This window comes from Actinophytocola sp., assembly GCF_035712165.1.
Lineage (GTDB): Bacteria > Actinomycetota > Actinomycetes > Mycobacteriales > Pseudonocardiaceae > DASYTH01.
Genome location: NZ_DASTBH010000178.1, coordinates 1 through 24,696, shown reverse-complemented (window position 1 = coordinate 24,696; position 24,696 = coordinate 1). Strand labels below are relative to the sequence as shown.

Here is a 24,696-nt window from a genome sequence, read left to right as displayed (position 1 = left end):
TCGATCGGATGCGGACCGTAGGGGTCGACCTCGCGGCGGAACCGCGGGACACGGCGATTGCGGTGGTCGAGTGGCGCGCAGGCGGCGCCCGGGTGGTCGCGGTGGCGATGCCGGCCGACGACGAGACCGTGGTGCACCACGCCGAACAGGCCGACAAGGTTGGTATCGACTGTCCGCTCGGGTGGCCGGACGCCTTCATCGACTTCCTGAACGTGCATCGGGACGGCGCCGCGGCACCGGCGAGCCAGCTCGCGGGGATGGCTTGGCGCCGGTCACTGGCGTACCGGCGCACCGACGAAGACGTACGCTCCCGGCTGGGGTTGGTCCCGCTGAGCGTGGCGACCGACCGCATCGGGCTGACCGCGATGCGCGCGGCGCGCCTGCAGCAGTTGCTGATCCAGCATGGACACCCCGTCGACCGGGCCGGAGTGGGACTGATCGTCGAGGTGTACCCCGCTGCCGGACTCAAACACTGGAGCCTGGCTCACCGCCGCTACAAGGGCGGCAAGAACCTCCCCGCGCTCGGCTCCCTCGTGGACAACCTGACTCAGGCCGCGCCGTGGCTGCGCCTCGGCGAACACGAACAGCCGTGCCGCCGGCACGATCACGTCTTCGACGCGGTGATCGCCGCACTGCTCGCCCGGGCCGCGGCACTGGGGCTCGCCACCTCGCCACCCGCCGCGGACCGCGCCGCGGCCGGTCGGGAGGGCTGGATCGCCCTGCCCACCTGCACCCTCGACGATCTCGCACCGGGACGGCCAGGCTGACCGTTCAGGTGGCGCAGAACTCGTTGCCTTCGGGGTCTTGCATGACCCACCAGTGGCCGGCGGGGCCCTGGTCTATTTCGCGGACGCGGGTGGCGCCGAGGGATTCCAGGCGGGCCGCGAGGGACTCCAGGCCGTCGGGGCTGTGGATGTCGATGTGGAGGCGATTTTTGACCGTCTTGTCCTCGGGGACCTCCTGGAACAGGATGCGGCGGCCCTGGCCGATGCCGGTGGTCTCGTCGTAGGGGTCGTCGGGATGGCGGATCGCGGTGAGACCGCGGAAGGTCCGGCGGCCGTGGTGCTCGGTGACGGCGGACTCGGGGATCTGACCGGCGGCCAGCAGCTTTCCGATCAGCGTGGCCTGATCCTCCACTTCGTACTCCAGCGCGGCGGCCCAGAACTCGGCGAGCGTCGGCGCGTGCCTGGCGTCGATGACCAGCTTCCAGTGAAATGCCATGACACCGGTTATACCGGCCGGCACCGACATCGCTGAGTACGGTGAGCGGTGTGGACGCGATGTGGGTCGATGTCGCCGGCCGGTGGCCGGTGTACGTGTCGATCCCGTTCATCGCGGCGGGCATCGGGTACCTCACCAAGCTCGCGGCCATCCAGATGATGTTCCGGCCGGTCAACTTCGTCGGCATCCGACCGTATCTCGGTTGGCAGGGCGTGGTTCCGCGCAACTCGACGCGCATGATCGGGATCTCCGCGGAGCTGATCACCAGCCGGCTGGTGGACCCGGCGGAGATCTTCGCGCGGCTCGACCCGGACCGGATGGCCAAGGAGATCGAGGCGCCGCTGCTGCTCGCCGTGGACCAGGTGGTCCGCGAGGTGATGGGCCAGTACCAGCCGGCGCTGTGGAACTCGTTGCCGGTGCTGGCCCAGGACATGGTGGTCAAGCAGGTCCAGGCCGGTTCGCCGGCCATGGTGCGGCGGATCATGGCCGAGATCCGCGAGCACATCACCGACGTGCTGGACATCAAGCAGGTCGCGGTTTCCGCGCTGGAGCGGGACAAGGAGTTGCTGGTGCGCCTGGTGCGGGACATCTCCCGCCCGGAGATGGCGTTCATCGCGCGCTGCGGGATCTACTTCGGACTGCTGCTCGGTCTGGTGCAGACGGTGGTGTGGGCGATGACGCACGCGCCGTGGGTGCTGCCGGTGTTCGGCGCGGTGATCGGGCTGACCACCGACTGGCTGGCGATCAAGCTGGTGTTCTTTCCCCGTGAGCGCACCAGAATTCTCGGCCTGGTGCCGTACCAGGGGATCTTCCAGCGGCGCCGGGACGAGGTGGCCCGGCAGTACGGCGCCCTGGTCGCGCGCGAGGTGATGACCGTGCCGAACATCGTGGCCGGGATCCTGCACGGGCCGAAGTCTGACCGGCTGGTCGAGCTGGTCCAGCGGACCGTGCGGGACAGCATCGACGAGCAGGCCGAGATCGCCCGGCCGCTGGTCTCGGTCGCCATCGGCGCCCGGCGGCTGCAGGACATCAAGCACGCGGCGGCCAGCCGCGCGGTGTCCTACTTCTCCGCCACCGCCCTGCACGCCAGCGACTACGCCACCAGCGCGATGGACGTCGCCGACACGATCGCCGGCCGGATGCGCCGGCTGTCCCGGGTGGAGTACGAGGCGTTGCTGCGCCCGGCGTTCCGTCAGGACGAGTGGAAGCTGATCACCGTCGGCGCGGTCATCGGTGCGCTGGTTGGGGAACTGCAGGTGCTGCTGCTGCTCGGCTGACCCCCCGGGTGCGGCCCCGGGACCGGGCGAGAACCCAGCAGCCCATGTAGATCACGAACGAGATCGTGGTGACGAACGAGCTGATCGGCGCGCCGGGCGCGAGCGAGAGCACGATCCCGCCGACCGCGGCCACCTCGGCGAACAGCACCGCCAGCATCGTGGCCCGCACCGGGCTCGCGGTGAGCCGGCACGCCGCCGCGGCGGGGGTGATCATCAGGGCGAGCACCAGCAGCGCGCCGACGACCTGCACGGCCAGCGCGGTGGCCACCCCCACCAGCACCGCGAACACCGGGGTCAGCAGCCGGACCGGAACCCCGCGCGCGCCGGCCACCTCCGGGTCGACGCTGGCGAACAGCAGCGGCCGGTACAGCACCGCGAGCACCCCGAGCACCAGCACCGCGCACACCGACAGCAGCAGCACGCTGGTGAAGTCCACCCCGACGATCTGGCCGACCAGCAGACCGAACTTGTTGGTCGCCCGGCCCTTGTAGAACCACAGCAGCAGCACGCCGAGGCCGAGCCCGAACGACAGCACCACGGCGATCACCGAGTCGTGGTCGGCGGTGCGCCGGGACAGCAGGCCGAAGACCAGCGCGGCGAGCACCGCCCCGACGATCGCCCCGAAGCCCACGTTGAGGCCGGCGACCAGGGCGGCGGCGCCGCCGGTGAAGGACAGCTCGGCGGTGCCGTGCACGGCGAAGGCCATGTTGCGGCTGACGATCAGCGGCCCGAGCACCCCGGCGAGCAGCCCCAGCACGGCCGCGGCCAGCAGCGCCGCCTGCACGAAGTCGTACTGCAGCAGCCGCAGCGTCAGGTCCCAGTCGAACAGCTTGTCCATCAGTGCTCCCCCAGGTGGTGCGGCTGGTCCTCACACAGCCCGCTGTGCGCGCCGACGACGTGGATCTGCCCGCGCACCCGGAGCACGTCCACGCCGGTCCCGTACAGCTCGGAGAGCGTCTCGGAGTTCATCACCTCGTCGGCGGTGCCGATCCGGAACCGGCCGTCGACCAGGTAGAGCACCCGGTCCACGATCGGCAGCACGGGATTGATCTCGTGCGTGACGAACAGCACCGCGGTGCCCGCCGTGTGCCGCCGCTCGTCGATCAGCCGGCTGACCACCTGCTGGTTGGCCAGGTCCAGGGACAGCAGCGGCTCGTCGCAGAGCAGCAGCCGGGGGTCCCCGGTCAGCGCCTGGGCCACCCGCAGCCGCTGCTGCTCGCCGCCGGAGAGCAGCCCGACCGGCCGGTCGGCGTAGCCGAGCGCGTCGACCGCGGCCAGCGCGGCGTCCACCCGCCTGCGCCGCTCGCGGATCCGGGACAGGCCGACGCCCCACCGGTGCCCGTCCCAGCCGAGCCCGACCAGGTCCCGGCCGCGCATGATCACCGTCGGGTCGAGCGCACGCTGCTGCGGGACGTAGCCGATCGTCCGGTTCGCCCGTCCGGGTGGCTCGCCGGCCACCCGGACGGTGCCGGCGGACAGCGGCTGCTGGCCGAGCAGCACCCGCAGCAGGCTGGTCTTGCCGGAGCCGTTCGGTCCGAGCACCGCGACGAACTCGCCCGGCGCCACGTCGAGGTCGAGATCGCGCCAGAGCACCCGGCCGCCATAGCCCAGCGTGGCGCCGCGCAGTTCGACGACCGGCCGGCCGCCGTCCGGCGTGGACAGCCCGGCCGCCGCTGCCCTGGTGCTTCGATCGACTGTCATTGCTTCGCTACCGCTTCGCCGAGGGCACTGACCTGCCCGGTCATCCAGTCAAGGTAGCCGGTCACGCCGGCCGGCAGCGTCTCGGTGACGTCCACCACCGGCACCCCGCCCCGGGTCGCGGACTCCGTGACCGCGTTCGTCGTCGGGGTCTCCGCCTGGGGGTTGTTGAGCAGCGCGGCCACCTGCCCGCCGCCGACCAGGTCGGTGATCTCGGCGACCGCTGCGGCCGGCGGGTCGGTCTCCTCGGCGACGGCCTGGCTGAACTCCGGCGGGGTCACGTCGGTCAGCCCGGCGGTGGCGACCAGGTAGTCGGCCACCGGTTCGGTGGCCGCCACCCGGCTGCCCGGATGGGCGGGGCCGATCGCGGCGGCCTTGTCCGTCAGCGTCTCCATCGCCGTGTCGAAGGCCTTGGCGTTGGCCAGGAAGGTGCTGGCCCGGTCCGGGGCGATCGTCCCCAGGTCCACGGCGATCTCGTCGGCGACCGCGCGCACCGTCGCGAGGTCGTACCAGACGTGCTCGTTGGCGCCGGGCGGCTTGCGCGACACCTGGAACGCCACGATCTTGAAGGTGTCCGGTCCGGTCCGGTCCAGCAGCCCGGTCATGAAGTCGTCGTAGCCGCCGCCGTTGGTGACCACCAGCCGGGCCTCGGCCACCGCGGCGGCGTGCTCCGGCCGTTCCTCGAACGCGTGCGGGTCGGCAGCCGGGTCGTCGATGATCGACGTGATGTGCACCGCGTCGCCGCCGACCGCCCGCACCACGCTGCCCCACACGTTGGTCGAGGCCACCACCCGGATCCCGGGACCGGTGTCGGGCGTCGTCGGGTCCGACCCGCAGCCGGCGACCATGGCCGCAAGCAGCAGACCGGGCCCCAGCACCCGGGTCCAGCCGGAGATCATCCGAGGCACCTCCGATAGAAATGGAAACCGTTATCGCATTCAGTTTAGGGTACCGGGCCGGTCGAGCGGTACACCCGGGCGCCGGTCAGGCCACAGCGCCGGGCTTCTGGAATTGGTTCTGGACCGTTACGGTCAGGCAATGGCGCGCTCAATGCACATGCGACGACCGGCGACACTGGCGTCGCTCGCCGCCGAGCTCGGGGTATCCAGGACCACGGTGTCGAACGCCTACAACCGCCCGGACCAGCTCTCCCCCGAACTGCGCAGACGAGTGCTGGAGACGGCCCGCAGGCTCGGCTACCCGGGTCCGGACCCCGTGGCGCGCTCGCTGCGCACCCGCAAGGCCGGCGCCGTCGGCCTGCTCCTCACCGAGAACCTCTCCTACGCCTTCCGCGACCCGGCCGCGCTGGGCTTCCTCGAGGGCCTGGCGTTGGCCTGCGAAGGCGCCGGCCAGGGCCTGCATCTCGTCCCGGTGAACCCCGAGCGGGAGGACGTCGCCGCCGTGCACCGCGCCGGTGTGGACGGTTTCGTCGTGTACTCCGTGCCGGACGACGACCCGCACCTGGCCGCGGTGCTGTCCCGCCCGGTGCCCACGGTCGTCTGCGACCAGCCCCGGGTCGAGGGCGTGGACCGGGTCGGCATCGACGACCGGGCCGCCATGCACGAACTGGCCGAGCGGCTGATCGCGCTCGGCCACCGCCGGGTCGGCGTGGTGTGCATGCGCCTGGCCCGGGACCGCAACGACAGCTTCGCCGGCCTGGAACGGCAGCAGAGCGCGCACTTCCACGTGCAGCGCGCCCGGCTGGCCGGGCTTGCCGACGCGTTCGGCACGGTCGGCGTCGCCTGGACCGACGTCCCGGTTGCCGAGCGGTTCGATCACAGCAGCGCGTGCGGCGCGGCGGCCGCGGCGCAGCTGCTGGACACCGACCCCGAGCTGACCGCGCTGATCTGCACCTCGGACATCCTCGCCCTCGGCGCCCTGACCGAGGCCCGGCGGCGCGGGCTGCGGGTGCCGCAGGACCTGACCATCACCGGGTTCGACGGCATCCCCGAGGCCGAGCGGGCCGGCCTGACCACGGTCCGCCAGCCGGTGCTGGAGAAGGGCAAGGCGGCCGGCAAGCTGCTGCTCGGCGCCGTCGACCACGGCCGCCCCCGGCAGATCGTCCTGCAGACCGAGCTGGTCACCGGGTCCACCGCCGCACCCCCGCGCAGCGCCGAGGAGCGTTGGTTCGGGCCGTAGCGGTATGCGCAGCCCGCCGAAGGCTCGGATCGGTGGCGGCAGGCCGCGCACCCTGCCAGCGCGCCGACGCACGTTGGTCGCGGCCTGCCCCGCCGATTCGATCGAGGGCGCGCATGAATGACACAGTGACTTTGGTCAAAATGACCAGCGAGGGTCGAGCGGAATCAGGTGGCCGGCAGGCATCCTGCTAGCGGAGGCAGACCGCTTGGAGGAACCTTGACCGCGATCGACGAGCTGCTCAGTCGCCATACCGACGTGCCCGACCATGGCGCCCCGGAGGTGCCCACCCCGGTCCCTGGCCTGCACCTGGCGATCCTGACCTGCATGGACGCCCGGATCAAGGTGTTCGACGTGTTCCGGCTGGTGCACGGCGAGGCGCACATCCTGCGCAACGCCGGCGGCATCGCCACCGACGACGCCATCCGCTCCCTGGCGATCAGCCAGCGCAGGCTGGAGACCCGCGAGGTCATCGTGATGCAGCACACCTCGTGCGGCCTGGCCACCATCACCGAGGACGAGTTCAAGGACGAGCTGGAACGGGACACCGGGCTGCGTCCGCCGTGGGCGATCGAGGCGTTCCGCGAGGTCAAGGACAGCGTGCGGCAGTCGGTGGAACGGATCCGCCGCAACCCGTTCGTCCCGTACCGGGACAACGTCCGCGGTTTCGTCTACGACGTGCGCACCGGCGGGCTCACCGAGGTGTTCTGAGCCGCCGCCAGGATGTCGAGGTAGGTGTCCTTGGCGCTGATCAGGCCGTCCTGGTCGAGGGTGACCAGGTCGACGCCGGTGAAGCGCAGCGGCGTCCCGGTCACCGGCACCGTGACCGCCCCCAGCCGCAGCGGCCGCTCGAGCACCCCGAGCACCGTGCTCTCCCAGACGTAGCCGCGCTCCTCGCAGCGCACCCGCACCGGTTCGAAGGACAGTTCGCGCCAGTTGGCCAGGGCGGCGGTGAACGCCTTGCGCAGGGTCTCCCGGCCGGTGATGACCGGGGCGCCCGCGACGTGCAGGTGGTATGACCCGTCCTGGGCGTGCCGGGCCACGATCGCGTCGACGTCGCCGGCGTTCCACGCGGCGTCGTACTCCCGGGCCAGGGCCTCGACCGGAAGCTTCGGCGGGCTCATCGCGGTGATCATCGGGGTGGGGTCGAAGTAGGCGACGCCGTCGGTGGCCCGGCCGTCCCGCAACGTGAACCGGTCCGCGCCGGTGATCTCCATCCCGCCACCGGTCATGACCCACTCGATCAGCACGCCGCCGGCCGTCTCACCCCACGAGGTGGCGGTCAGGGTGTGGTCGGGCATCCCGCGCACCAGGTTGGCCATGTAGCCGGGCAGGTCGGCCCTGGCCACCGTGCCGAACGGGTTGCGCAGCACGCAACCCTCGTGCAGCAGGTCCGGCCAGCTCGCTCCGTCGTGGGCGGCCCAGATCCGGGACCACTGCTCGACGAACTCCTTCACCTCGGGCATCCCACGCTCCTAACTTCAGAAACAAGAAGTGAGCACAACCTAACAGTGAACTTCATAAATGAGAAGCGAGTAGCGCTAAAATCGCCTGCGTGACCCGACGCGGCTACCGCCAGTACTGCGCCACCGCCCGCACCCTCGACCTGGTCGGCGAGCGCTGGACGCTGCTCATCGTGCGGGAGTTGCTGACCGGGCCGAAGCGGTTCAAGGACCTCGGCGACAACCTGCCCGGCATCGGCACCGGCCTGCTCGCCGAACGGCTCAAACACCTTGAGGCGGCGGGAATCGCGCACCGGACGAGGCTGCCGCCACCGGCCGGCACCCCGGTCTACGAGTTGACCGGGGCCGGGCGCGAGCTCGAGCCCGCGGTGCTCGCCCTGGCGCGCTGGGGACGGCGCTGGGCGATGGGCGACCGGGACGAGCAGGACGCGTTCCATCCCGGCTGGGCGGTACTCGGCATGCAGGCGGCATTCGACCCGGCGGCCGCCGCGGGGTTCGCCGCCACCTACGAGTTCCGGGTCGGCGACACCACCTTCCATGCCCGGGTGGCCGGCGGCGCCGTCGAGTCCAGAATGGGCCCGGCGCAGCACCCGGACGCGGTGCTCGAGGCCGACGAGGAGACCTTCGCCGGTCTGGCGAACGGCCGGCTGCGGATGCGGGACGCGGTGCGCGACGGCCGGGCGCGCGCACACGGCGACCGCGCCGCACTGACCAAGCTGCGCAGCCTCTTTCCGGCCGTGGTGACAGAATCCCGGCAATGAGCCTTCCCACCGCCGCGCTGGTCGACTGGTTCGACGGGCATGCCCGCGACCTGCCGTGGCGGGCGCCCGGCACCACCGCGTGGGGGGTGCTGGTCAGCGAGATCATGTTGCAGCAGACTCCGGTCGCCCGGGTCGAGCCGGCCTGGCTGGAATGGTTGGCGCGCTGGCCCCGGCCGTCCGACCTGGCCGCCGCGTCGCCCGCCGATGTGTTGCGCGCCTGGGGAAAGCTGGGTTACCCGCGCCGGGCGCTGCGGTTGCGCGAGGCGGCCGCCGCGATCGCCGAACAGCACGGCGACGTCGTACCGTCCGATGTGGACACACTGCTGGCGCTGCCCGGCATCGGCGCCTACACCGCCCGGGCGGTCGCGGCGTTCGGCTACGGCCGGCGGTGTCCGGTGGTGGACACCAACGTGCGGCGGGTGGTCGCCCGCGCGGTGCACGGCGCCGGGGACGCCGGTCCCGCCTCCACCGCCCGCGATCTGGCCGATGTGGAGGCCCTGCTGCCGGTGGCCGAACCGGCCGCTGCCCGGCTGTCCATCGCGCTGATGGAGCTCGGCGCGCTGGTGTGCACGGCCCGGGCGCCGCGCTGTGCGGACTGTCCGATCCGGGACGGCTGCGCCTGGCAGCGGGCCGGGCGCCCGGCCTACGCGGGCCCGGCCAAACCGGTGCAGCGCTACGCCGGCACCGACCGGCAGGTCCGCGGCAGGTTGCTGGACGTGCTGCGGGACGCCCCGGAGCCGGTGGCCAAGGCGGCACTGGACGCGGCCTGGGCGGACGCCGGCCAGCGGGACCGCTGCCTGGCCTCGCTGCTCGCCGATGGTCTGGTCGAACAGGTTCCGGACGGCCGGTTCGCACTACCAGGCGATTCTTAACGGACTCAACCGTTAGTAGGGGAATAACTTGTCAACCCAGTGTCTGGGTGACTACCTTCGGCAACCTGGGCTCCCCTGCACCAGCCCACGTCGAGGGAGATCGAAATGGTCGTCAACCGCCGTACCGTGCTCCGCACCGGCCTCACCGTCAGCGCCATCGGCGCCGCCGGCCTCGCCCGCCCGGGCCTGGCCACCGCCGCCGTCGGCGAACCGCAGATCTACGACACCCGCAACTGGGGCGCCCGGCCGGCCAACGGCACCATCACGGTGCTCAACCGGCGGCCCATCAACATCGTCGTGCACCACACCGCCGGCCCCAACAGCAGCGACCTCTCGCTGGAGCACGGGTTCGCGATCGCCCGCGGCATCCAGAACTTCCACATGGACGACCGCGGCTGGATCGACACCGGCCAACAGCTCACCAACACCCGCGGCGGGTTCGTCATCGAAGGCCGGCACCGCAGCCTCGAGGTGCTCACCGGCGGCACCCGGCATGTCCAGGGCGCGCACGTCGGCGGCCACAACGACGAGTGCATCGGCATCGAGAACGAGGGCCTCTACACGACGGTCGACGTCACCACCCGGCTGTGGACCTCGCTGGTGCACCTGGTGGCCTACATCGCGCAGCAGTACGCCCTACCGACCTCAGCGATCATCGGCCACCGGGACCGCAACGAGACCCAGTGCCCCGGCGACGTGCTCTACCGCCGGCTGCCCGAACTGCGCGCCGCCGTCGCCCGGCTGCTCGGCACCGCGGCGGTCGAGCCGGAGACCTGGCCGCTGCTGCGGCCCGGCGACACCGGCGCCAAAGTCCTTGCCGCGCAACACCTCCTGCGCGCGCACGGGATCACCGAGGTGCCGGTGGACGGGGTGTTCGGCCCGGCCATGTTCGCCGCGACGCAACGGTTCCGCAAGCTCGCCGGGGTGCCCTACGAGCCGTGCTACGGCGGCCGGCACGACGACGAGAGCGGCCTGCTCGGCGCCGGCACCTGGCCACTGCTGGTCCGCACCGTGCGCGCGTCCGAGCCGGACGAGGTCGGCAAGGCGGCCCGGATCCTGCTCGACGCGAGCGGCCGGCGGGCCGGCTCCGACACGCTCGTCGACACCGCCACCTGGCGCGCGCTGCTGCGCTGAGCCGTGCCACGCTTGCGCATATGGCGCAGGCACTGGAGTTCTGGTTCGACGACGACGCCGACCGGGCCGTCCGCGAGCTGTGGTCGAAGCTCGAACGCGCCGGGGTGCCGAGCCTGGCCACCCGCACGCACGGCCGGCACCGGCCGCACGTCACGTTCGCCATCGCCGGCGCCATCCCGGCCGCCACCCGGGAAGCGCTGCGGGCCGACCTCGGCAAGCTCGCCGTCCCCCGGTTATGGCTGTCCACGCTCGCCGCGTTCTCGGCCGTCGACAACGCGCTGATCCTGGCCGCCGTTGTGGACACCGAACTGCTGGCCGTGCACTCCGCGGTGCACGACGTGCTGGCCGGCCGGGTCCGGCAGCCGTCCGCCTACTACCTGCCCGGTTCCTGGGTTCCGCACTGCACCTTGGCCCAGGGCCTGGAGACCGGTCGGATCGCCGCCGGGTTCGCGGCGCTGTACCCGGTCGAACCGATCCGGGCGACCGTGGCCGAGATCGCCGTGGTGGACACCCACACCGGCGTGGCCGAACAGCTGTTCCGCCTCTCCGGAATGTGAATGCGGTGGTTGCGTGCTGTTCCGCCTCTCCGGGACTTTGATTCGGTGGTTGCGTTCGGCTAGCGGTCGAGCACCTCGGACAGGAACGCCTCCACCGCGCCGCGATAGGCCTGCGGGCGATCCAGATGGATCACGTGCCCGGCGCCCGGAACGACCAGATGCCGGGCCGGGCCGGCGGTGCGCGCGGCCAACTCGGCCATCTGCCCGGCCGGCATCGCCCCGTGCTCGCCCTCGATCGCCAGCAGCGGGCAACGCACCCGCTCCACCAGCGACCAGTACTCCCGCTCCCCCCACTCCGCCGCGATACCGAACAACTCCTCCAGGTCGGCGATCAGGTGGTAGCCGTCGGCCCGCTCCTCCACGCACTCGATGAAATAGTCGCCGAGCGGCCCGAAGAACTCCCGGACGTGCGCCAGCGACGCGAACGGCACCGGCCACGTGTCGAAGTACGCCCGCCAGACGTCCGCCGTCTTGCCGCGCTGGTCCGGTGCGATGTCCTCGACCACCACCGCGCGCACCAGCTCGGGCCGGGCGGCGGCCAGCGCCCAGGCATGCAGCCCGCCCATCGAGTGCCCGATCACGATCGCCGGGCCGAGGTCGAGCGTCTCGATCAGACCGGCCGCGTCGGCCACGAAGTCCTCGGTGCGCCACCGGCCGCCGCGGTGCGGGCTGCGGCCGTGCCCGCGCGCGTCCAGGCCGACCACCCGGCCGTAGGGACGCAGCCAGCGCGACACCGACCACCACGTGCGGGCCCGGCCCATCAGACCGTGCAACAGCAGAATGCCCGGCCCGTCGCCGCCGAACTCGATCACTCCAGGGGTCACCACCACGGCTGATGTCATATCAATCAGGGGTGACATCCGGCGATTCAACTCGCGCGCTACTCCAAACAGGTCATGATGGTCGCCACAGGACCACCGACTCGGGGAGAGCTCAACCATGTCATTGGCCCGCACCGGGATACCGATCCGGATCGCCGCCGCGGCGACCGCCGTGGTCGCGGTGACCGCCTGCAGTGGCGAGGCTCCCGGCTCGCCCGCACCCTCGAGCAGCACCACGACCACGCCGGCGAACCGCGCACCGGTCGTCGACAGCGCTTCGAGCCAGGACGGCGCGGGCGACCCGTACTACCCGACCGACGGCAACGGCGGCTACGACGTCACCGACTACCAGGTGTCGATCAGCTACGACCCGCCGACCAAGAAACTCGACGGCGACACCGTGATCACCGCGGCCGCCGGCGCCGAGCTCAAGGTGTTCAACCTGGACCTGATCGGCTTCGACATCAGCTCGATCGAGGTGGACGACAAGGCCGCGAAGTTCGAGCGGTCCGGCGAGCACGAACTGGTGATCACCCCGGCCGAGCCGGTGCGCGCCGGCGCCACGTTCCGGACCCGGGTGCGCTACTCCGGGGTGCCCAAGACCATCGAGGACTCCAACCTCGGCACCAACGGCTGGCAGATCTCCCGTTCCGGCGGGGCGTTCGCGGCCGGTGAGCCGCACTCGGCCACCAGTTGGTTCCCGGCCAACGACACCCCGAAGGACAAGGCCACGTTCAAGCTGGTCGCCCGGGTGCCGGACGGCTGGAGCGTGATCTCCAACGGGCGCGAGGAAAGCCCGAAGTCCGAGGGCGGCTGGACCACCTACACCTGGGTCGAGCCGACCAGGATCGCCACCTACCTGACCACGGTCGCCATCGACAAGTGGACCTTCGAGCGGTCCACGCTGCCCGGCGGCACCCCGTTGGTCAGCGCGTACGCGCCGGGCGCGGAGGACAAGAAGTCGGTCGAGGCGGCGCTGCCGGAGATCCTGGCCTTCCTGGCCGAGAAGTTCGGGCCGTACCCGCAGAGCGCGGCCGGCGGCATCTACATCAACGAGAACATCGGCTTCTCGCTGGAGATCCAGGGCCGGCCGATCTACGCGAAGTGGGCCGAGAAGATCGTGGTGGTGCACGAGCAGGCGCACCAGTGGTTCGGCGACTCGGTCACGGTCAAGAACTGGGCGGACATCTGCCTGAACGAGTGCTTCGCGAGCTACGCGCAGTGGCTGTGGGAGGAGGCCAAGGAGCGCAAGAACCTCGACTCCGAGTACCGCTCCCAGGTCACGCTCGCCGGCGACAAGTTCTGGAACCGCAAGCTGTACGACATGGGCGCCGGCAACGAGTTCACCGCCGTGTACGACAAGGGCATCCTGGCCCTGCACGCGCTGCGCAAGCAGGTCGGTGAGGACGCGTTCGGCCGGGTGCTCAAGGAGTGGCCGGCCCAGCACCGGGACGGCAACGCGTCCTGGACGGAGTTCGAGCAGTTCGTGCAGCAGATCGCCGGGCAGGACCTGCGCGGTTTCTTCGACGCCTGGTTCCACACCGCCGGCAAGCCGGCCGACCAGTACCTCTATCCGGGGAACCTGCGGCGGTAGCCTGAGCACATGGCTGTCGTGAAGATCAACGCGATCGAGGTTCCGGACGGGTCCGGGCCGGAACTGGAGCGGCGGTTCGCGGCCCGGCTGGGTGCCGTGGACTCCGCGCCCGGCTTCCTCGGCTTCGACCTGCTGCGCCCGGTGGCCGGCGAGACCCGCTACTTCGTGGTGACCAAGTGGGAGTCCGACGAGGCGTTCCGGGAGTGGATGAGCGGCGCCGGCATGGCCGCCCACTCCGGCGAACGCGCCAAACCGGTCGGCACCGGTTCCAGCCTGCTCGAGTTCGAGATCGTGCACTCGGCCTCCCCAAGGCCGGCCGATTGAGAACCCGCTGGTCGACGGCCGGCGGATGGAACTGAGCGGCGGATCGACGGCCCGAGAATCGACTGCCGAAGCCCTCGACCGGGCCGCCGAACTGCTCGCCACGGCCGAGGCGCTGCTGATCTGCGCCGGGGCCGGCATGGGGGTCGACTCCGGGCTGCCGGACTTCCGCGGCGACGAGGGTTTCTGGCGCGCCTACCCGCCGTACGAGCGGCTCGGCCTGCGGTTCGTCGAACTGGCCAACCCGGAGCACTTCACCGAGGATCCGGCCCTGGCCTGGGGTTTCTACGGCCACCGGCTGGCGCTCTACCGCGACACCAAGCCGCACAGCGGGTTCGGCGTGCTGCTGCGCTGGGCCCGGTCGGCACCGGCCGGCGCCCGGGTGTTCACGTCCAATGTGGACGGACAGTTCCAGGCCGCCGGGTTCGCCTCCGAGCACGTGGCCGAGGTGCACGGTTCCATCCACCACCTGCAGTGCCTGCGGCCGTGCCGGCCGGACACCTGGCCGGCGGACGACACCGTCGTGCGGGTCGACCCGCGGACCATGCGGGCGGTCGGCCCGCTGCCGGCCTGCCCGCGCTGCGGCGGCCTGGCCCGGCCCAACATCCTGATGTTCGCCGACGCCGACTGGGTGCCCGACCGCAGCCGGCGCCGGCTCGACGAACTGACCGCCTGGCGGCGCGGCCTGCACGGAACTCGGCTGGTCGTGGTCGAACTCGGCGCCGGCACCGCGGTGCCGACCGTGCGCCGGCAGGCCGAACTGGCCGCCGCCGCGACCGGCGCGCTGATCCGGATCAACCCGAGGGAACCGGCCATCCGGCACGGCCGGGGCGTCTCGATCGCCGCCGGCGCCGCCGCCACCCTGGCCGAACTCGATGCCCGCCGTTAAGGCAGCACGATCTCCGACAGCACCGCCTCGTGGTCACCGCCCGGCAGGTCGTGCACGGCGTAGTCGCTGATCGCACACCGCTGGTCGGCCAGGATGTGGTCCCGGGTCGCGGGCGGCCCGAACGGGGCACTCACCCAGGTCGGCAGCAGCCCCTTGCCGGCCTGCTCGGCCGCGTCCACGAACCCGGGGTCGAGAATCCGGCGGAACGCCGCGTGGTCGAACGTGGCGGCGAAGTCGCCGGCCAGCACCCGCACCCGCTCCGGGAACGGCTTCGGCAACGCGCCCAGCTCGGCCCGCCAGCGGTCCGCGTCGCCCTCGGAGATCGGCACCACGTGCACCGCGAGCACCTCGACGTCCGCCTGGCCGGGCAGGTCCACCACGGCCGAGGTCTGCGCCCGGACGTCCGGCTCGACCAGCACGATCTTGCGCAGCGGGAAGCGCGCCGCGATCCCGGAGCCGTTGCCGCCCGGCAACGTGTCCAGCACCCGGTTCGGCAGTTCGGTGGCCAGCCCCGCGGCGTCCAGCCCGGCCAGCGCCTCCTCGGTCAGCTCCGGCAGGGTCAGCACGTCCACCCGCTGCTCCCGGACCAGCCGCACCACGGCGGCCGGATCCACCCGCCCGGCGTTGAGGCTGGCGGACAGCACCCGCAGATGATCACCGCGCGCCTCCGGCTGGGAGTCGCCGACCATCCTGGGCACCAGCAGCACCGCGATCGACAGGGTCATCAGCAACACGGCGAACGCCAGCACCCGGCGGCGCACGGCGAAGGCGATCAGGAACAGCAGCAGCCCGGCGAGCACCAGGTACGGCGTGAGGGCAAGGGCCGAGACGAGCACCGGCGGCCCGTCGACGCCCAGCACGCGCAGCACCGCGATCCCGATGAACACCAGGCCGAACAGCCAGAGCAGCGCCGTGGTCCGGCGGCCGCCGACGCGCGGCCTGGCCGGCCGGGGCGGCACGGCCGGACGCGGCGGCGGCTTCGGCTCAGCCGGTTTGCGGAGCATTCCGCTCGTTGCCGCGCTTGTAGTTGCCGGTGACCCGGGCCAGCGCCTGCTGGACCCCGTCGGCGTCGGCCGTCTCCAGCCGGCCGAGCAGGCGCGCCGCCGCCGCGCCGCGCACCGTGGTCACCACCCGGCCGCCGCGCGAGACCAGCACCTGCCCGTCCTTGGTGACCCGCCAGTCGAACGGGTCGTCTTCCAGGCCCACGCGCCCAGCATGCCCCACCGGACCCCGAATCGCGCCGCATTACCGCGACGGCGCGCTGTCAGCGGTGCTCAGCCGGATGTGCGCGGGCTGTCAGCGGCCCGGTCGAGGGTGGGCACACAGACCGACGAGGAGGGACACATGACACAGGCAATCGAAGCCGAGGGGTTGGTGAAACGGTTCGGCAGGACGGTCGCGCTGGACGGCGTGGACCTGAGCGTGCCGGCCGGCAAGGTGCTCGGGATGCTCGGACCCAACGGGGCCGGCAAGACCACCGCCGTGCGGATCCTGGCCACGCTGCTGCGCGCCGACGCCGGCCGGGCCATGGTCGGCGGCTACGACGTGCGGGACAACGCCGTCGCGGTGCGCAGCCTGATCGGACTGACCGGCCAGTACGCCTCGGTGGACGAGGACCTGTCCGGCCGGGAGAACCTGGTGCTGATCGGCCGGCTGCTGGACATGTCCCGGGCCGACGCCAAGGCCCGGGCCGGCGAGCTGCTGGACCGGTTCGAGCTGACCGCCGCCGGCGACCGCGCGACCAAGACCTACTCCGGCGGCATGCGGCGCCGGCTCGACCTGGCCGCGAGCCTGGTCGGCCGGCCCCAGGTGCTGTTCCTGGACGAGCCGACCACCGGGCTGGACCCGCACGCGCGGATCGAGGTGTGGCAGATCGTGCGGTCGCTGGTCGCCGACGGCACCACCGTGCTGCTCACCACCCAGTACCTGGACGAGGCCGACCAGCTCGCCGACCTGGTCACGGTGATCGACCACGGCCGGGTGATCGCCACCGGCCGGCCGGACGAGCTGAAGCGGCGCACCGGCGGGCAGACCCTGCAGGTCCGCCCGACCCAGGCCGGCGACCTCGGCACCATCGCGACGATCCTGCACGAGCTGACCGGCACCGCCCCGAACTCCGACGAGGAGACCAACCTGCTCACCGTCCCGGTCACCGACCCGATGCTGCTCTCCGCCGTGGTGCGGCGGCTGGACGACTGGGGCCTCACCGTCGACGAACTGGCGCTGCGGCTGCCCAGCCTCGACGACGTGTTCCTCGCCCTCACCGGGCACACGACCTCGACCGACGACCGCGAGCTAGTCACGGAAGGAGACCGGGCATGACACCCCTTGTGTCAACCTCAGGTCGCCGCCGCGCGTGGACTCCGTCCGAGCCGCGTGGCTCCCAACCGCACCTAAGGGGAACGGGACGCGACCCAGCCACCGGCACGCGCCCAAGCCGACCGTGCCGACCCGACATGACCACCACGGTAAATTCCGGAGAGGCGGATCTGCCATGACGACTCTGACCATGACCGCGCCCCGGCCGGTCAGCCTGCGCGTCGGCCCGAAGCGTGCCGCGTCGCACTCGCTGTCGCTGGCCGGCCGGGCCATCGTGAAGATCAGGAAGAACCCGGAGAGCCTGATCGACGTCACCCTGCAGCCGATCATCTTCCTGGTCATGTTCGTCTACCTGTTCGGCGGCGCGATCCAGGGTGGCAGCGACGCGTACCTGCAGGTGCTGCTGCCCGGACTGATGGTGCAGAACACCGCGTTCGCCAGCCTCGGCATCGGGATGGCGCTCAACACCGACATCACCAAGGGGGTGTTCGACCGGTTCCGCAGCATGCCGATCGCCCGGTCCGCACCGCTGGTCGGCGCCGTGCTCGGCGACATCGTCCGGTACATAGTGACGCTGACCGTGTTGCTGGTGACCGCGACGATCATGGGATTCCGGGTGCAGACCAACCTGGTGTCACTGCTGATCGCGGTGGGCCTGATGCTCATGTTCGGGCTGTGCCTGTGCTGGGTGTCGGTCTGGGTCGGCATGCTGGTGAAGTCGCCGAACGCCGTGCCGGGCACGCTGATCGGCATCCTGTTCCCGCTCACCTTCGGCAGCAACGTGTTCGTCGACCCGGCGACGCTCCCGTCCTGGCTGCAGGGCTGGGTGCAGATCAACCCGGTCAGCCACCTGACCTCGGCCGCCCGGGGCCTGCTGCTCGGCGGCGACTGGGCCGCGCACGCCGGCTGGGCGTTCCTGTGGGCGGTCGGCATCGCGGCGGTGTTCTGCCCGCTGGCGCTGCGTGCCTACAAGCGCCGGGTCGGCTGAGCCTCGGCCAGCACCTCGGTCAACGCCGCGAGCGCGTGGTCTCGGTCCAGGCCGAGCCCGCGCTCGTAGGCGTCCCGGTAGCCCTCGGGGCCCAGCGTCGCGGTGAGCTCGTCGGTCAGCTCGTCGAGCTCGGGGTTGCCGAGGTCCGGGGTGCCGCGCAGGGCCGTGCCGGCACCGAGCAAGCGGGCGGCGCCCGCGGCGTCCCCGGCACCCAGCAACAGGTGCGCCGCGCCTTCGGCGATGCCCGCGATCAGCGGGAGGTCCATCATCTCGGTCATCGCGGTCAGCGCGTGCCGCAGCGCCGTCCGGGCGACCTCCCGCTCGCCCGCGGCCACCTCGATCGAGGCGACAGTGGTCTCGTACATGGCACGCCAGTGGCCGTCCGGACGGGCGAGGCCGGACAGCAGTGTCCTGGAGGTCCGGAGGTGCTCGCGCGCGGCGGCCAGATCGCCACGCCTGCGGGCCACGTTCGCCAACCCACACAGCAGCATCGCCTCGGACTCGACCGAGGCCCGCTCCCGGGCCGCCGCCAGACCGGCCCGCAGGTCCTGCTCGGCGCCGGCCAGATCTCCGGCCCTGACCCGCTGCGCGGCCAGGCGGGCCCGCAGCTCCGGCAGGTCGTCGAACGAACCCAGCTCGGATGCCAGCCGGATCGCCTCCAGATAGGCCTCGATCGCGCCGGCGTGATCGGCCCGCAGCGTGCGCCGCTCGGAGATCTGGCCGAGCGCGAGGGTCTGGCCCCACCGGTCACCCAGCGCGCGGAAGGCGGCCAGTGCCGCGAGCGAGGCCCGCTCGGCCACCTCCACCATGCCCGTGTTCTCGGCGAGGAAGGCGCGCCCGAGGTGGATCGCGGCCCGGCCCCAGGGGTCGGGATGGTTCTCCGCCCGGTCCAGCGCCGCCCACGCCGCCGGCATGTCCCCGCTGAACGCGGCCAGCATCGGCTCGACCATGGCCAGCATCGGGTGGTGCATCATCGCGTCGGTCTCGGCAAGCTCGGCCCGGATGCTCTGCACGACCTCCCGCTCCGGCATGCCCGGCCCGCCCATCGCGGCGACCACCCGCAGCGTCGCCCGGGCGGCGGCCGGGGCCGGGCCCGGCAGCTCGACCACCCGGGCGACCAGCGAGGTGACCTCCCGGAACCGGCCGGACAGCGCCCAGTACCAGCCGGATGCCAGCGCCAGCCGGACCGCGAGATCGGCGTCGCCGCTGTCGGTGGCGTGCCGGAGGGCGGCCAGCAGGTTTTCCTGCTCGCCGACCATCCTGGCCATGGAGCGCAGTTGGTCGGACCCCCGCAGCAGGGGGTCGATCTCCTCGGCCATGGCGAGGTAGAACCGGCCGTACCTGTCATGCACCAGGTCCGACTCGCCGGACTCGGCGAGCTGGCCGGCCGCGTAGGCGCGCACCGTCTCGAGCATCCGGTACCTCGGCTCGCCCGCTGCGCCGACCGCCTGCACGAGGGACTTCTCCACCAGCGAGGCCAGCACGTAGAGGATGTCGCCGGCCGGCAGGGTGTCGTCCGCGCAGACCGCCGTGGCCGACTCCAGCGAGGCCGGCGCCGCGAACACGGCGAGCCTCCTGGCCAGGATCCGCTCCGGCTTCTCCAGCAGGTCCCAGCTCCAGTCGACCACCGCGCGCAGCGTGCGGTGCCGGGGCATCGAGCTGCGGCTGCCGCCGGTGAGCAGCCGGAACCGGTCGTCGAGGTTGGCCGCGATCTGGGCCAGGGTCATCGAGCGCAGCCTGGCGGCGGCCAGCTCCAGGGCCAGCGGGAGGCCGTCCAGCCGGCGGCAGATCTCCACCACGGTGGCCACGTTGTCGGCGTCGACCGCGAACCCCGGGTGCGCGGCGGCGGCCCGGTCGGTGAACAGCCGGACCGCCTCGGTCGCCCGTGCGTCGTCGAGCGGGGCGGCGGGCTCGGGCAGCTCGAGCGAGCCGAGCGGGAACACCGCCTCGCCGGTGACGGCCAGCGGCTCCCGGCTGGTGGCCAGAATCCGCAGGCCGGGGCAACGGGTCAGCAGCCGGTCGGCGACCTCGGCGGCCGCGGTGATCAGGTGCTCGCAGTTGTCCAGCACGATCAGCCCGTGCTGCCCGGCAAGGGCTTCGCTCAGCCGGTCCATCGGGTCCAGCGGCCGGTGCGCGGCGGTCGACTCCAGCACCCGGACCTCGCGCAGATCGAGCGAGGTGAGGATGGCGCCGGGGACGTCCCCCGACTCGCTCACCGCGGCCAGCTCCACGAACCAGGCAGGCATCCCGGTCGCGGCGGCCACCTCGGTCGCCAGCCGAGTCTTGCCGGCGCCGCCCGGCCCGGCCAGCGTCACCAGCCGCGCCGCCCCGAGCCGCTCGCGGACCCCGGTCAGCTCGGCGTGCCGCCCGACGAAACTGGTCAACCGGGCCGGCAGCCGGCTGCGGCCGCGGTCCTGCTGCTCCTCGCCACGCAGCACCGCGAGGTGGACTCGGCGCAGCTCGGCCGAGGGCTCCACCCCCAGCTCGTCGGCCAGCGCCCGCCGGGTGCCCTCGTACACCTCGAGCGCATCGGCCTGCCGCCCGGCCTGGTAGAGCGCCCGGATCAGCAACCCGGCCAACCGTTCCCGCAGCGGCTGCTCCGCGAGCCGGTTACGCAACTCGGGCAGCACCTCCTGATGGCGCCCCAGCTGCAGGTCGGCCTCGACCCGGTCCTCCAGCGCGCTCGCCTGGAGCTCGGCCAGCCTGGCCCCCGCCGCCTGGGCGAACGGCGCCTCGGCGACGTCGGCCAGCGGCGTCCCCCGCCACAGCTCCAGCGCCGCCCGCAACGAGCCGGCAGCCTGCTCGGACCGCCCCGCCCGCAGCTGCTCCCGCCCCTGTTCGGCCAGGCCCTCGAACCGGTACACGTCCACGTCGTCCCGGCTGACCGCCAGCCGGTACCCCGCCGGGTGGGACTCGACCAGCCCGCCGTTGTCCGCCCCCAGGCTGCGCCGCAACCGCGACACCAACGACTGCAACGCGTTGTTGGCATCCCCCGGTGGGTTGTCCCCCCAGAGCCCGTCGATCAGGCTCTCGGTCGACACCACCCGGCCGGCCTCCAGCGCGAGCCGGACCAGCAGCATCCGCAGCCTGGCTCCACCGACCTCGATCGCGGACCCGTCGTCGGCAGCCAGACGCAGCGGCCCCAGCATCGCCACTCGCACATCCACCAGCTTTCCAGAACCGGCGAGTCCCCCGTCCAGAACCGGCGAGTTCCCCGCTCGGTACCCGCGAGGTGCGCGAAGGCCGCCTCTGCCGGGTGGCGGAGGCGGCCTTCGCGGGTCGTTCGGTCAGTCGGACTCGGCGGCTTCGGAGGGGTCGATCGGCCCCTGCGAGACGGCCAGGTCGACGGGTGGGGCGTCGGGGACGTTGGACGGCTTGGCCTCGCCGCGGAAGACGAACTTGGCCTTGTCCCAGCCGCCTTCCTGGCCGTCCCAGCCCTCGACGTCGACGATGATGATCTGACCGGGCATCAGCTCGCCGAACAGGATCTTCTCGGAGAGCTGGTCCTCGATCTCACGCTGGATGGTCCGCCGCAGCGGGCGGGCGCCCAGCACCTGGTCGAAACCGCGCTTGGCCAGCAGTTGCTTGGCCGCCGAGGTCAGCTCGAGGGCCATGTCCTTGCTGCGCAGCTGGGTCTCGACCCGCGAGATCATCAGGTCGACCATCTGGACGATCTGGTCCTCGGTGAGCTGGTGGAAGACGATGATGTCGTCGATCCGGTTGAGGAACTCCGGCCGGAAGTGCTTCTTCAGCTCGTCGTTGACCTTGATCTTCATGCGCTCGTAGGTCTGCTCGCCGCCACCGGCCGAGAACCCGAGGTTGACCGCCTTGGAGATGTCCTGTGTGCCCAGGTTCGAGGTGAAGATGATCACGGTGTTCTTGAAGTCCACCGTGCGGCCCTGACCGTCGGTCAGCCGGCCGTCCTCGAGCACCTGGAGCAGCGTGTTGTACACCTCCTGGTGCGCCTTCTCGATCTCGTCGAACAGCACCACCGAGAACGGCTTGCGGCGCACCTTCTCGGTGAGCTGGCCACCCTCCTCGTAACCGACGTACCCGGGCGGGGCGCCGAACAGCCGCGAGGCCGTGTAGCGGTCGTGGAACTCGCCCATGTCGATCTGGATCAACGCGTCGTCGTCACCGAACAGGAAGTTCGCCAGCGCCTTGGACAGCTCGGTCTTACCGACACCGGACGGCCCGGCGAAGATGAACGAGCCGGACGGCCGCTTCGGGTCCTTGAGCCCGGCGCGGGTGCGGCGGATCGCCTGGGACACGGCACGGACCGCGTCCTCCTGGCCGATGATCCGCTTGTGCAGCTCGTCCTCCATGCGGAGCAGACGGGTGGTCTCCTCCTCGGTGAGCTTGAACACCGGGATGCCGGTCCAGTTCGCCAGCACCTCGGCGATCTGCTCGTCGTCGACCTCGGCGACGACGTCGAGGTCGCCGTCCTTCCACTGCTTCTCCCGCTCGGCCTTGCGCCCGAGCAGCGTCTTCTCCTGGTCGCGCAGCTTGGCGGCCCGCTCGAAGTCCTGCGCGTCTATCGCGGACTCCTTCTCCCGGCGCACGTCGGCGATCTTCTCGTCGAACTCGCGCAGGTCCGGCGGAGCGGTCATGCGGCGGATCCGCATCCGGGCGCCGGCCTCGTCGATCAGGTCGATCGCCTTGTCCGGCAGGTAGCGGTCGTTGATGTACCGGTCGGCCAGGGTGGCCGCGGCGACCAACGCCGGGTCGGTGATCGTCACCCGGTGGTGCGCCTCGTACCGGTCCCGCAGACCCTTGAGGATCTCGATGGTGTGCTCCAGGGTCGGCTCGCCGACCTGGATCGGCTGGAACCGCCGCTCGAGCGCCGGGTCCTTCTCGACGTACTTGCGGTACTCGTCGAGCGTGGTGGCGCCGATGGTCTGCAGCTCACCGCGGGCCAGCATCGGCTTGAGGATCGACGCGGCGTCGATCGCGCCCTCGGCGGCGCCCGCACCCACCAGGGTGTGGATCTCGTCGATGAACAGGATGATGTCGCCCCGGGTGCGGATCTCCTTGAGCACCTTCTTCAGGCGCTCCTCGAAGTCACCGCGGTAGCGCGAGCCGGCCACCAGTGAGCCCAGGTCCAGCGTGTAGAGCTGCTTGTCCTTGAGCGTCTCGGGCACCTCGCCCTTGACCACCATCTGGGCCAGGCCCTCGACCACGGCGGTCTTGCCGACGCCCGGCTCGCCGATCAGCACCGGGTTGTTCTTGGTGCGGCGGGACAGCACCTGCATGACCCGCTCGATCTCCTTGGCCCGGCCGATCACCGGGTCGAGCTTGCCCTCCCGGGCGCTCGCGGTGAGGTTGCGGCCGAACTGGTCGAGCACCAGCGAGGACGACGGGGTGCCCTCGCCACCGCGGCCGCCGGTCTCCGCCGACTCCTTGCCCTGGTAGCCGGAGAGCAGCTGGAGCACCTGCTGGCGCACCCGGTTGAGGTCGGCGCCGAGCTTGACCAGCACCTGGGCGGCGACGCCCTCACCCTCGCGGATCAGGCCGAGCAGGATGTGCTCGGTGCCGATGTAGTTGTGGCCGAGCTGCAGCGCCTCGCGCAGCGACAGCTCGAGCACCTTCTTGGCTCGCGGGGTGAACGGAATGTGACCGCTCGGGGCGTGCTGGCCCTGGCCGATGATCTCTTCGACCTGCTGCCGCACCCCCTCGAGCGCGATCCCCAGTGACTCGAGCGCCTTGGCGGCGACACCCTCACCCTCGTGGATCAGGCCCAGGAGGATGTGCTCGGTGCCGATGTAGTTGTGGTTGAGCATCCTGGCCTCTTCCTGGGCCAGGACGACCACCCGCCTCGCGCGGTCGGTGAACCTCTCAAACATGTGCACTCCCTGACTGCTGCGCCGGCGGCCTTAGTCCACCACCCCTGGGTGGATCCAGCACCGTAGGACCACTGTAGTCGTCCGGCCCGTCGCCCTCAGTGCGACTTCGGACCGGTCAGCGGACCGTGTTCGGTACACGGCGTCTCTGACTCGTTGGCTACACCAACCCAACGTGCGACAACCTGCGTGGATTCCGGGAGAACCGGGTTTTCCGCTCCCCGCGAACATCAAGCGGGAGGTACCGGTGGGCTGAACCGTTGCTGGAGTCACGAGCCGACCACCACACTCTCCGGTAAGGTAAGGCATACCTCACCGGGAGGAGCAAGGTGACCGCGGGATACGCGCCGGTGCCGGGTGCCGGACGCCGCGAGCGACCGCGGTACCTGGCTGATTCGGTGGCCAGAGTGAGCACGCTGCAGCATCGTGCGGCGCTGCGGTTCGGCGTGCCGGCCGGGGCGACCGGCTGGCGCGGCTGCGCCAACCTGCTGGCCGAGCCGGCCGGGTTCGACCGATGGCGCTCCGAGCTCGCGACCTGGCTCACCGACCAGTACGGCGATGCGCCGGAGCGGACCACCGCCGGTTACGTCATGTACTGGTACATGTTCGTGCCGGGCTACCTCGCCGCGCTGCTTTTCCACCATGAGCGCCGGGTGCCCTCGCTGCGCCCGGCCGACCTGGCGTTCCGGCTGGCCCAGCCGCGGCCGCACCCGGCCGCGATCGCGGTGCGCAGCCCCGCGTTCGCCTGCCTGCCGGACGACCCGGCGGCCGGCACCGCACACGCCACGGTGGTGCCGGACGAGCA

At 71.9% G+C, this 24,696-nt stretch carries 23 protein-coding genes and 1 pseudogene; 14 read left to right on the top strand and 10 right to left on the bottom strand.

Annotated elements, in window-relative coordinates; all coding sequences use genetic code 11:
• The first annotated feature begins 8 nt into the window (after positions 1-8).
• Entirely contained in the window at positions 9-767 is a 759-nt protein-coding gene (locus tag VFO68_RS09960) for a DUF429 domain-containing protein (protein WP_325157915.1), read from the top strand.
• Between the two features lie 4 nt (positions 768-771).
• Here the strand turns inward: VFO68_RS09960 and VFO68_RS09955 are convergent, their stop codons facing one another.
• On the bottom strand, positions 772-1,251 hold the full coding sequence (locus VFO68_RS09955; RefSeq protein ID WP_325157914.1) for a VOC family protein: 480 nt from the start codon (positions 1,249-1,251) through the stop codon (positions 772-774).
• Between the two features lie 20 nt (positions 1,252-1,271).
• On the opposite strand from VFO68_RS09955, the gene VFO68_RS09950 reads away from it, so the two are divergent.
• Positions 1,272-2,498: a DUF445 domain-containing protein gene (locus VFO68_RS09950; protein WP_325157913.1), complete on the top strand. Its 1,227-nt coding sequence runs from the start codon at positions 1,272-1,274 to the stop codon at positions 2,496-2,498.
• Here VFO68_RS09950 and VFO68_RS09945 read toward each other — a convergent pair.
• From VFO68_RS09945 to VFO68_RS09935, 3 genes are read right to left on the bottom strand one after another with little or no spacing between them, the layout of a single operon-like run.
• Entirely contained in the window at positions 2,449-3,336 is an 888-nt protein-coding gene (locus VFO68_RS09945; RefSeq protein ID WP_325157912.1) for a metal ABC transporter permease, read from the bottom strand. The two genes, VFO68_RS09950 and VFO68_RS09945, sit on opposite strands and share 50 nt — an antisense overlap.
• The gene (locus VFO68_RS09940) at positions 3,336-4,199 is read right to left on the bottom strand and encodes a metal ABC transporter ATP-binding protein (protein WP_325157911.1); all 864 of its coding nucleotides are present in this window, start codon (positions 4,197-4,199) and stop codon (positions 3,336-3,338) included. The genes VFO68_RS09945 and VFO68_RS09940 overlap by 1 nt, the downstream gene beginning before the upstream one ends.
• Entirely contained in the window at positions 4,196-5,095 is a 900-nt protein-coding gene (locus VFO68_RS09935) for a metal ABC transporter solute-binding protein, Zn/Mn family (protein ID WP_325157910.1), read from the bottom strand. Before VFO68_RS09935 ends, VFO68_RS09940 begins: the two co-directional genes overlap by 4 nt.
• A 139-nt stretch (positions 5,096-5,234) precedes the next feature.
• On the opposite strand from VFO68_RS09935, the gene VFO68_RS09930 reads away from it, so the two are divergent.
• The gene (locus VFO68_RS09930; RefSeq protein WP_325157909.1) at positions 5,235-6,335 is read left to right on the top strand and encodes a LacI family DNA-binding transcriptional regulator; all 1,101 of its coding nucleotides are present in this window, start codon (positions 5,235-5,237) and stop codon (positions 6,333-6,335) included.
• Positions 6,336-6,551: 216 nt separating this feature from the next.
• Positions 6,552-7,043 carry a carbonic anhydrase gene (locus VFO68_RS09925; protein WP_325157908.1) on the top strand — a complete coding sequence of 164 codons (492 nt, stop codon included), beginning with the start codon at positions 6,552-6,554 and terminating at the stop codon, positions 7,041-7,043.
• Here the strand turns inward: VFO68_RS09925 and VFO68_RS09920 are convergent.
• Positions 7,004-7,798, bottom strand: a complete 795-nt coding sequence (locus VFO68_RS09920) for a nuclear transport factor 2 family protein (protein ID WP_325157907.1) — start codon at positions 7,796-7,798, stop codon at positions 7,004-7,006. The genes VFO68_RS09925 and VFO68_RS09920 overlap by 40 nt on opposite strands.
• A gap of 89 nt (positions 7,799-7,887) precedes the next feature.
• Here VFO68_RS09920 and VFO68_RS09915 point away from each other — a divergent pair, with 89 nt between their 5' ends.
• The 4 genes from VFO68_RS09915 (at position 7,888) to VFO68_RS09900 (ending at position 11,119) form a co-directional block, all read left to right on the top strand.
• Complete coding sequence (locus tag VFO68_RS09915) at positions 7,888-8,556, top strand: winged helix-turn-helix transcriptional regulator (RefSeq protein ID WP_325157906.1); 669 nt, start codon at positions 7,888-7,890, stop codon at positions 8,554-8,556.
• On the top strand, positions 8,553-9,428 hold the full coding sequence (locus VFO68_RS09910) for an A/G-specific adenine glycosylase (protein ID WP_325157905.1): 876 nt from the start codon (positions 8,553-8,555) through the stop codon (positions 9,426-9,428). The genes VFO68_RS09915 and VFO68_RS09910 overlap by 4 nt, the downstream gene beginning before the upstream one ends.
• A gap of 105 nt (positions 9,429-9,533) precedes the next feature.
• Complete coding sequence (locus tag VFO68_RS09905) at positions 9,534-10,562, top strand: N-acetylmuramoyl-L-alanine amidase (RefSeq protein WP_325157904.1); 1,029 nt, start codon at positions 9,534-9,536, stop codon at positions 10,560-10,562.
• Positions 10,563-10,582: 20 nt separating this feature from the next.
• The gene (locus VFO68_RS09900; protein WP_325157903.1) at positions 10,583-11,119 is read left to right on the top strand and encodes a 2'-5' RNA ligase family protein; all 537 of its coding nucleotides are present in this window, start codon (positions 10,583-10,585) and stop codon (positions 11,117-11,119) included.
• A 59-nt stretch (positions 11,120-11,178) separates the two neighbouring features.
• On the opposite strand, the gene VFO68_RS09895 is transcribed toward VFO68_RS09900, so the two are convergent.
• Positions 11,179-11,961 (bottom strand): alpha/beta hydrolase, encoded by a 783-nt coding sequence (locus VFO68_RS09895; RefSeq protein WP_325157902.1) that lies wholly within the window; start codon positions 11,959-11,961, stop codon positions 11,179-11,181.
• Positions 11,962-12,058: 97 nt separating this feature from the next.
• On the opposite strand from VFO68_RS09895, the gene VFO68_RS09890 reads away from it, so the two are divergent.
• The 3 genes from VFO68_RS09890 to VFO68_RS09880 are packed head-to-tail and all read left to right on the top strand — an operon-like array spanning position 12,059 to position 14,744.
• Entirely contained in the window at positions 12,059-13,534 is a 1,476-nt protein-coding gene (locus VFO68_RS09890) for a M1 family metallopeptidase (RefSeq protein ID WP_325157901.1), read from the top strand.
• A 9-nt stretch (positions 13,535-13,543) separates the two neighbouring features.
• Positions 13,544-13,858 (top strand): antibiotic biosynthesis monooxygenase, encoded by a 315-nt coding sequence (locus VFO68_RS09885; RefSeq protein ID WP_325157900.1) that lies wholly within the window; start codon positions 13,544-13,546, stop codon positions 13,856-13,858.
• Positions 13,859-13,883: 25 nt separating this feature from the next.
• Complete coding sequence (locus tag VFO68_RS09880) at positions 13,884-14,744, top strand: SIR2 family NAD-dependent protein deacylase (RefSeq protein WP_325157899.1); 861 nt, start codon at positions 13,884-13,886, stop codon at positions 14,742-14,744.
• Here the strand turns inward: VFO68_RS09880 and VFO68_RS09875 are convergent.
• Together VFO68_RS09875 and VFO68_RS09870 are read right to left on the bottom strand one after the other, a co-directional pair.
• Entirely contained in the window at positions 14,741-15,748 is a 1,008-nt protein-coding gene (locus tag VFO68_RS09875) for an endonuclease/exonuclease/phosphatase family protein (protein WP_325157898.1), read from the bottom strand. The genes VFO68_RS09880 and VFO68_RS09875 overlap by 4 nt on opposite strands.
• Complete coding sequence (locus VFO68_RS09870; RefSeq protein WP_325157897.1) at positions 15,729-15,950, bottom strand: hypothetical protein; 222 nt, start codon at positions 15,948-15,950, stop codon at positions 15,729-15,731. The genes VFO68_RS09875 and VFO68_RS09870 overlap by 20 nt, the downstream gene beginning before the upstream one ends.
• A 138-nt stretch (positions 15,951-16,088) precedes the next feature.
• On the opposite strand from VFO68_RS09870, the gene VFO68_RS09865 reads away from it, so the two are divergent.
• Together VFO68_RS09865 and VFO68_RS09860 are read left to right on the top strand one after the other, a co-directional pair.
• Positions 16,089-17,066 (top strand): ATP-binding cassette domain-containing protein, encoded by a 978-nt coding sequence (locus tag VFO68_RS09865; protein WP_325157896.1) that lies wholly within the window; start codon positions 16,089-16,091, stop codon positions 17,064-17,066.
• Between the two features lie 172 nt (positions 17,067-17,238).
• Complete coding sequence (locus tag VFO68_RS09860) at positions 17,239-18,051, top strand: ABC transporter permease (protein WP_325157895.1); 813 nt, start codon at positions 17,239-17,241, stop codon at positions 18,049-18,051.
• Here the strand turns inward: VFO68_RS09860 and VFO68_RS09855 are convergent.
• Positions 18,030-21,218, bottom strand: coding sequence for a BTAD domain-containing putative transcriptional regulator (locus VFO68_RS09855; RefSeq protein WP_325157894.1), 3,189 nt, complete (start codon positions 21,216-21,218; stop codon positions 18,030-18,032). The genes VFO68_RS09860 and VFO68_RS09855 overlap by 22 nt on opposite strands.
• A 120-nt stretch (positions 21,219-21,338) precedes the next feature.
• On the bottom strand, positions 21,339-23,894 hold the full coding sequence (locus tag VFO68_RS09850; RefSeq protein WP_325157893.1) for an ATP-dependent Clp protease ATP-binding subunit: 2,556 nt from the start codon (positions 23,892-23,894) through the stop codon (positions 21,339-21,341).
• A 326-nt stretch (positions 23,895-24,220) separates the two neighbouring features.
• On the opposite strand from VFO68_RS09850, the pseudogene VFO68_RS09845 reads away from it, so the two are divergent.
• A pseudogene (locus tag VFO68_RS09845) lies at positions 24,221-24,696 on the top strand (iron-sulfur protein); the annotation flags it as partial.

Excerpts from the sequence above, each read along its gene's own strand:
- VFO68_RS09875 (WP_325157898.1), bottom strand. The coding sequence starts at position 15,748 with ATGCTCCGCAAACCGGCTGAGCCGAAGCCGCCGCCGCGTCCGGCCGTG.
- VFO68_RS09895 (WP_325157902.1), bottom strand. The coding sequence starts at position 11,961 with ATGACATCAGCCGTGGTGGTGACCCCTGGAGTGATCGAGTTCGGCGGC.
- VFO68_RS09900 (WP_325157903.1), top strand. The coding sequence starts at position 10,583 with ATGGCGCAGGCACTGGAGTTCTGGTTCGACGACGACGCCGACCGGGCC.
- VFO68_RS09955 (WP_325157914.1), bottom strand. The coding sequence starts at position 1,251 with ATGTCGGTGCCGGCCGGTATAACCGGTGTCATGGCATTTCACTGGAAG.
- VFO68_RS09940 (WP_325157911.1), bottom strand. The coding sequence starts at position 4,199 with ATGACAGTCGATCGAAGCACCAGGGCAGCGGCGGCCGGGCTGTCCACG.
- VFO68_RS09905 (WP_325157904.1), top strand. The coding sequence starts at position 9,534 with ATGGTCGTCAACCGCCGTACCGTGCTCCGCACCGGCCTCACCGTCAGC.
- VFO68_RS09945 (WP_325157912.1), bottom strand. The coding sequence starts at position 3,336 with ATGGACAAGCTGTTCGACTGGGACCTGACGCTGCGGCTGCTGCAGTAC.
- VFO68_RS09865 (WP_325157896.1), top strand. The coding sequence starts at position 16,089 with ATGACACAGGCAATCGAAGCCGAGGGGTTGGTGAAACGGTTCGGCAGG.
- VFO68_RS09920 (WP_325157907.1), bottom strand. The coding sequence starts at position 7,798 with ATGCCCGAGGTGAAGGAGTTCGTCGAGCAGTGGTCCCGGATCTGGGCC.
- VFO68_RS09910 (WP_325157905.1), top strand. The coding sequence starts at position 8,553 with ATGAGCCTTCCCACCGCCGCGCTGGTCGACTGGTTCGACGGGCATGCC.
- VFO68_RS09960 (WP_325157915.1), top strand. The coding sequence starts at position 9 with ATGCGGACCGTAGGGGTCGACCTCGCGGCGGAACCGCGGGACACGGCG.
- VFO68_RS09880 (WP_325157899.1), top strand. The coding sequence starts at position 13,884 with ATGGAACTGAGCGGCGGATCGACGGCCCGAGAATCGACTGCCGAAGCC.
- VFO68_RS09935 (WP_325157910.1), bottom strand. The coding sequence starts at position 5,095 with ATGATCTCCGGCTGGACCCGGGTGCTGGGGCCCGGTCTGCTGCTTGCG.
- VFO68_RS09850 (WP_325157893.1), bottom strand. The coding sequence starts at position 23,894 with ATGTTTGAGAGGTTCACCGACCGCGCGAGGCGGGTGGTCGTCCTGGCC.
- VFO68_RS09860 (WP_325157895.1), top strand. The coding sequence starts at position 17,239 with ATGACGACTCTGACCATGACCGCGCCCCGGCCGGTCAGCCTGCGCGTC.
- VFO68_RS09885 (WP_325157900.1), top strand. The coding sequence starts at position 13,544 with ATGGCTGTCGTGAAGATCAACGCGATCGAGGTTCCGGACGGGTCCGGG.
- VFO68_RS09930 (WP_325157909.1), top strand. The coding sequence starts at position 5,235 with ATGGCGCGCTCAATGCACATGCGACGACCGGCGACACTGGCGTCGCTC.
- VFO68_RS09890 (WP_325157901.1), top strand. The coding sequence starts at position 12,059 with ATGTCATTGGCCCGCACCGGGATACCGATCCGGATCGCCGCCGCGGCG.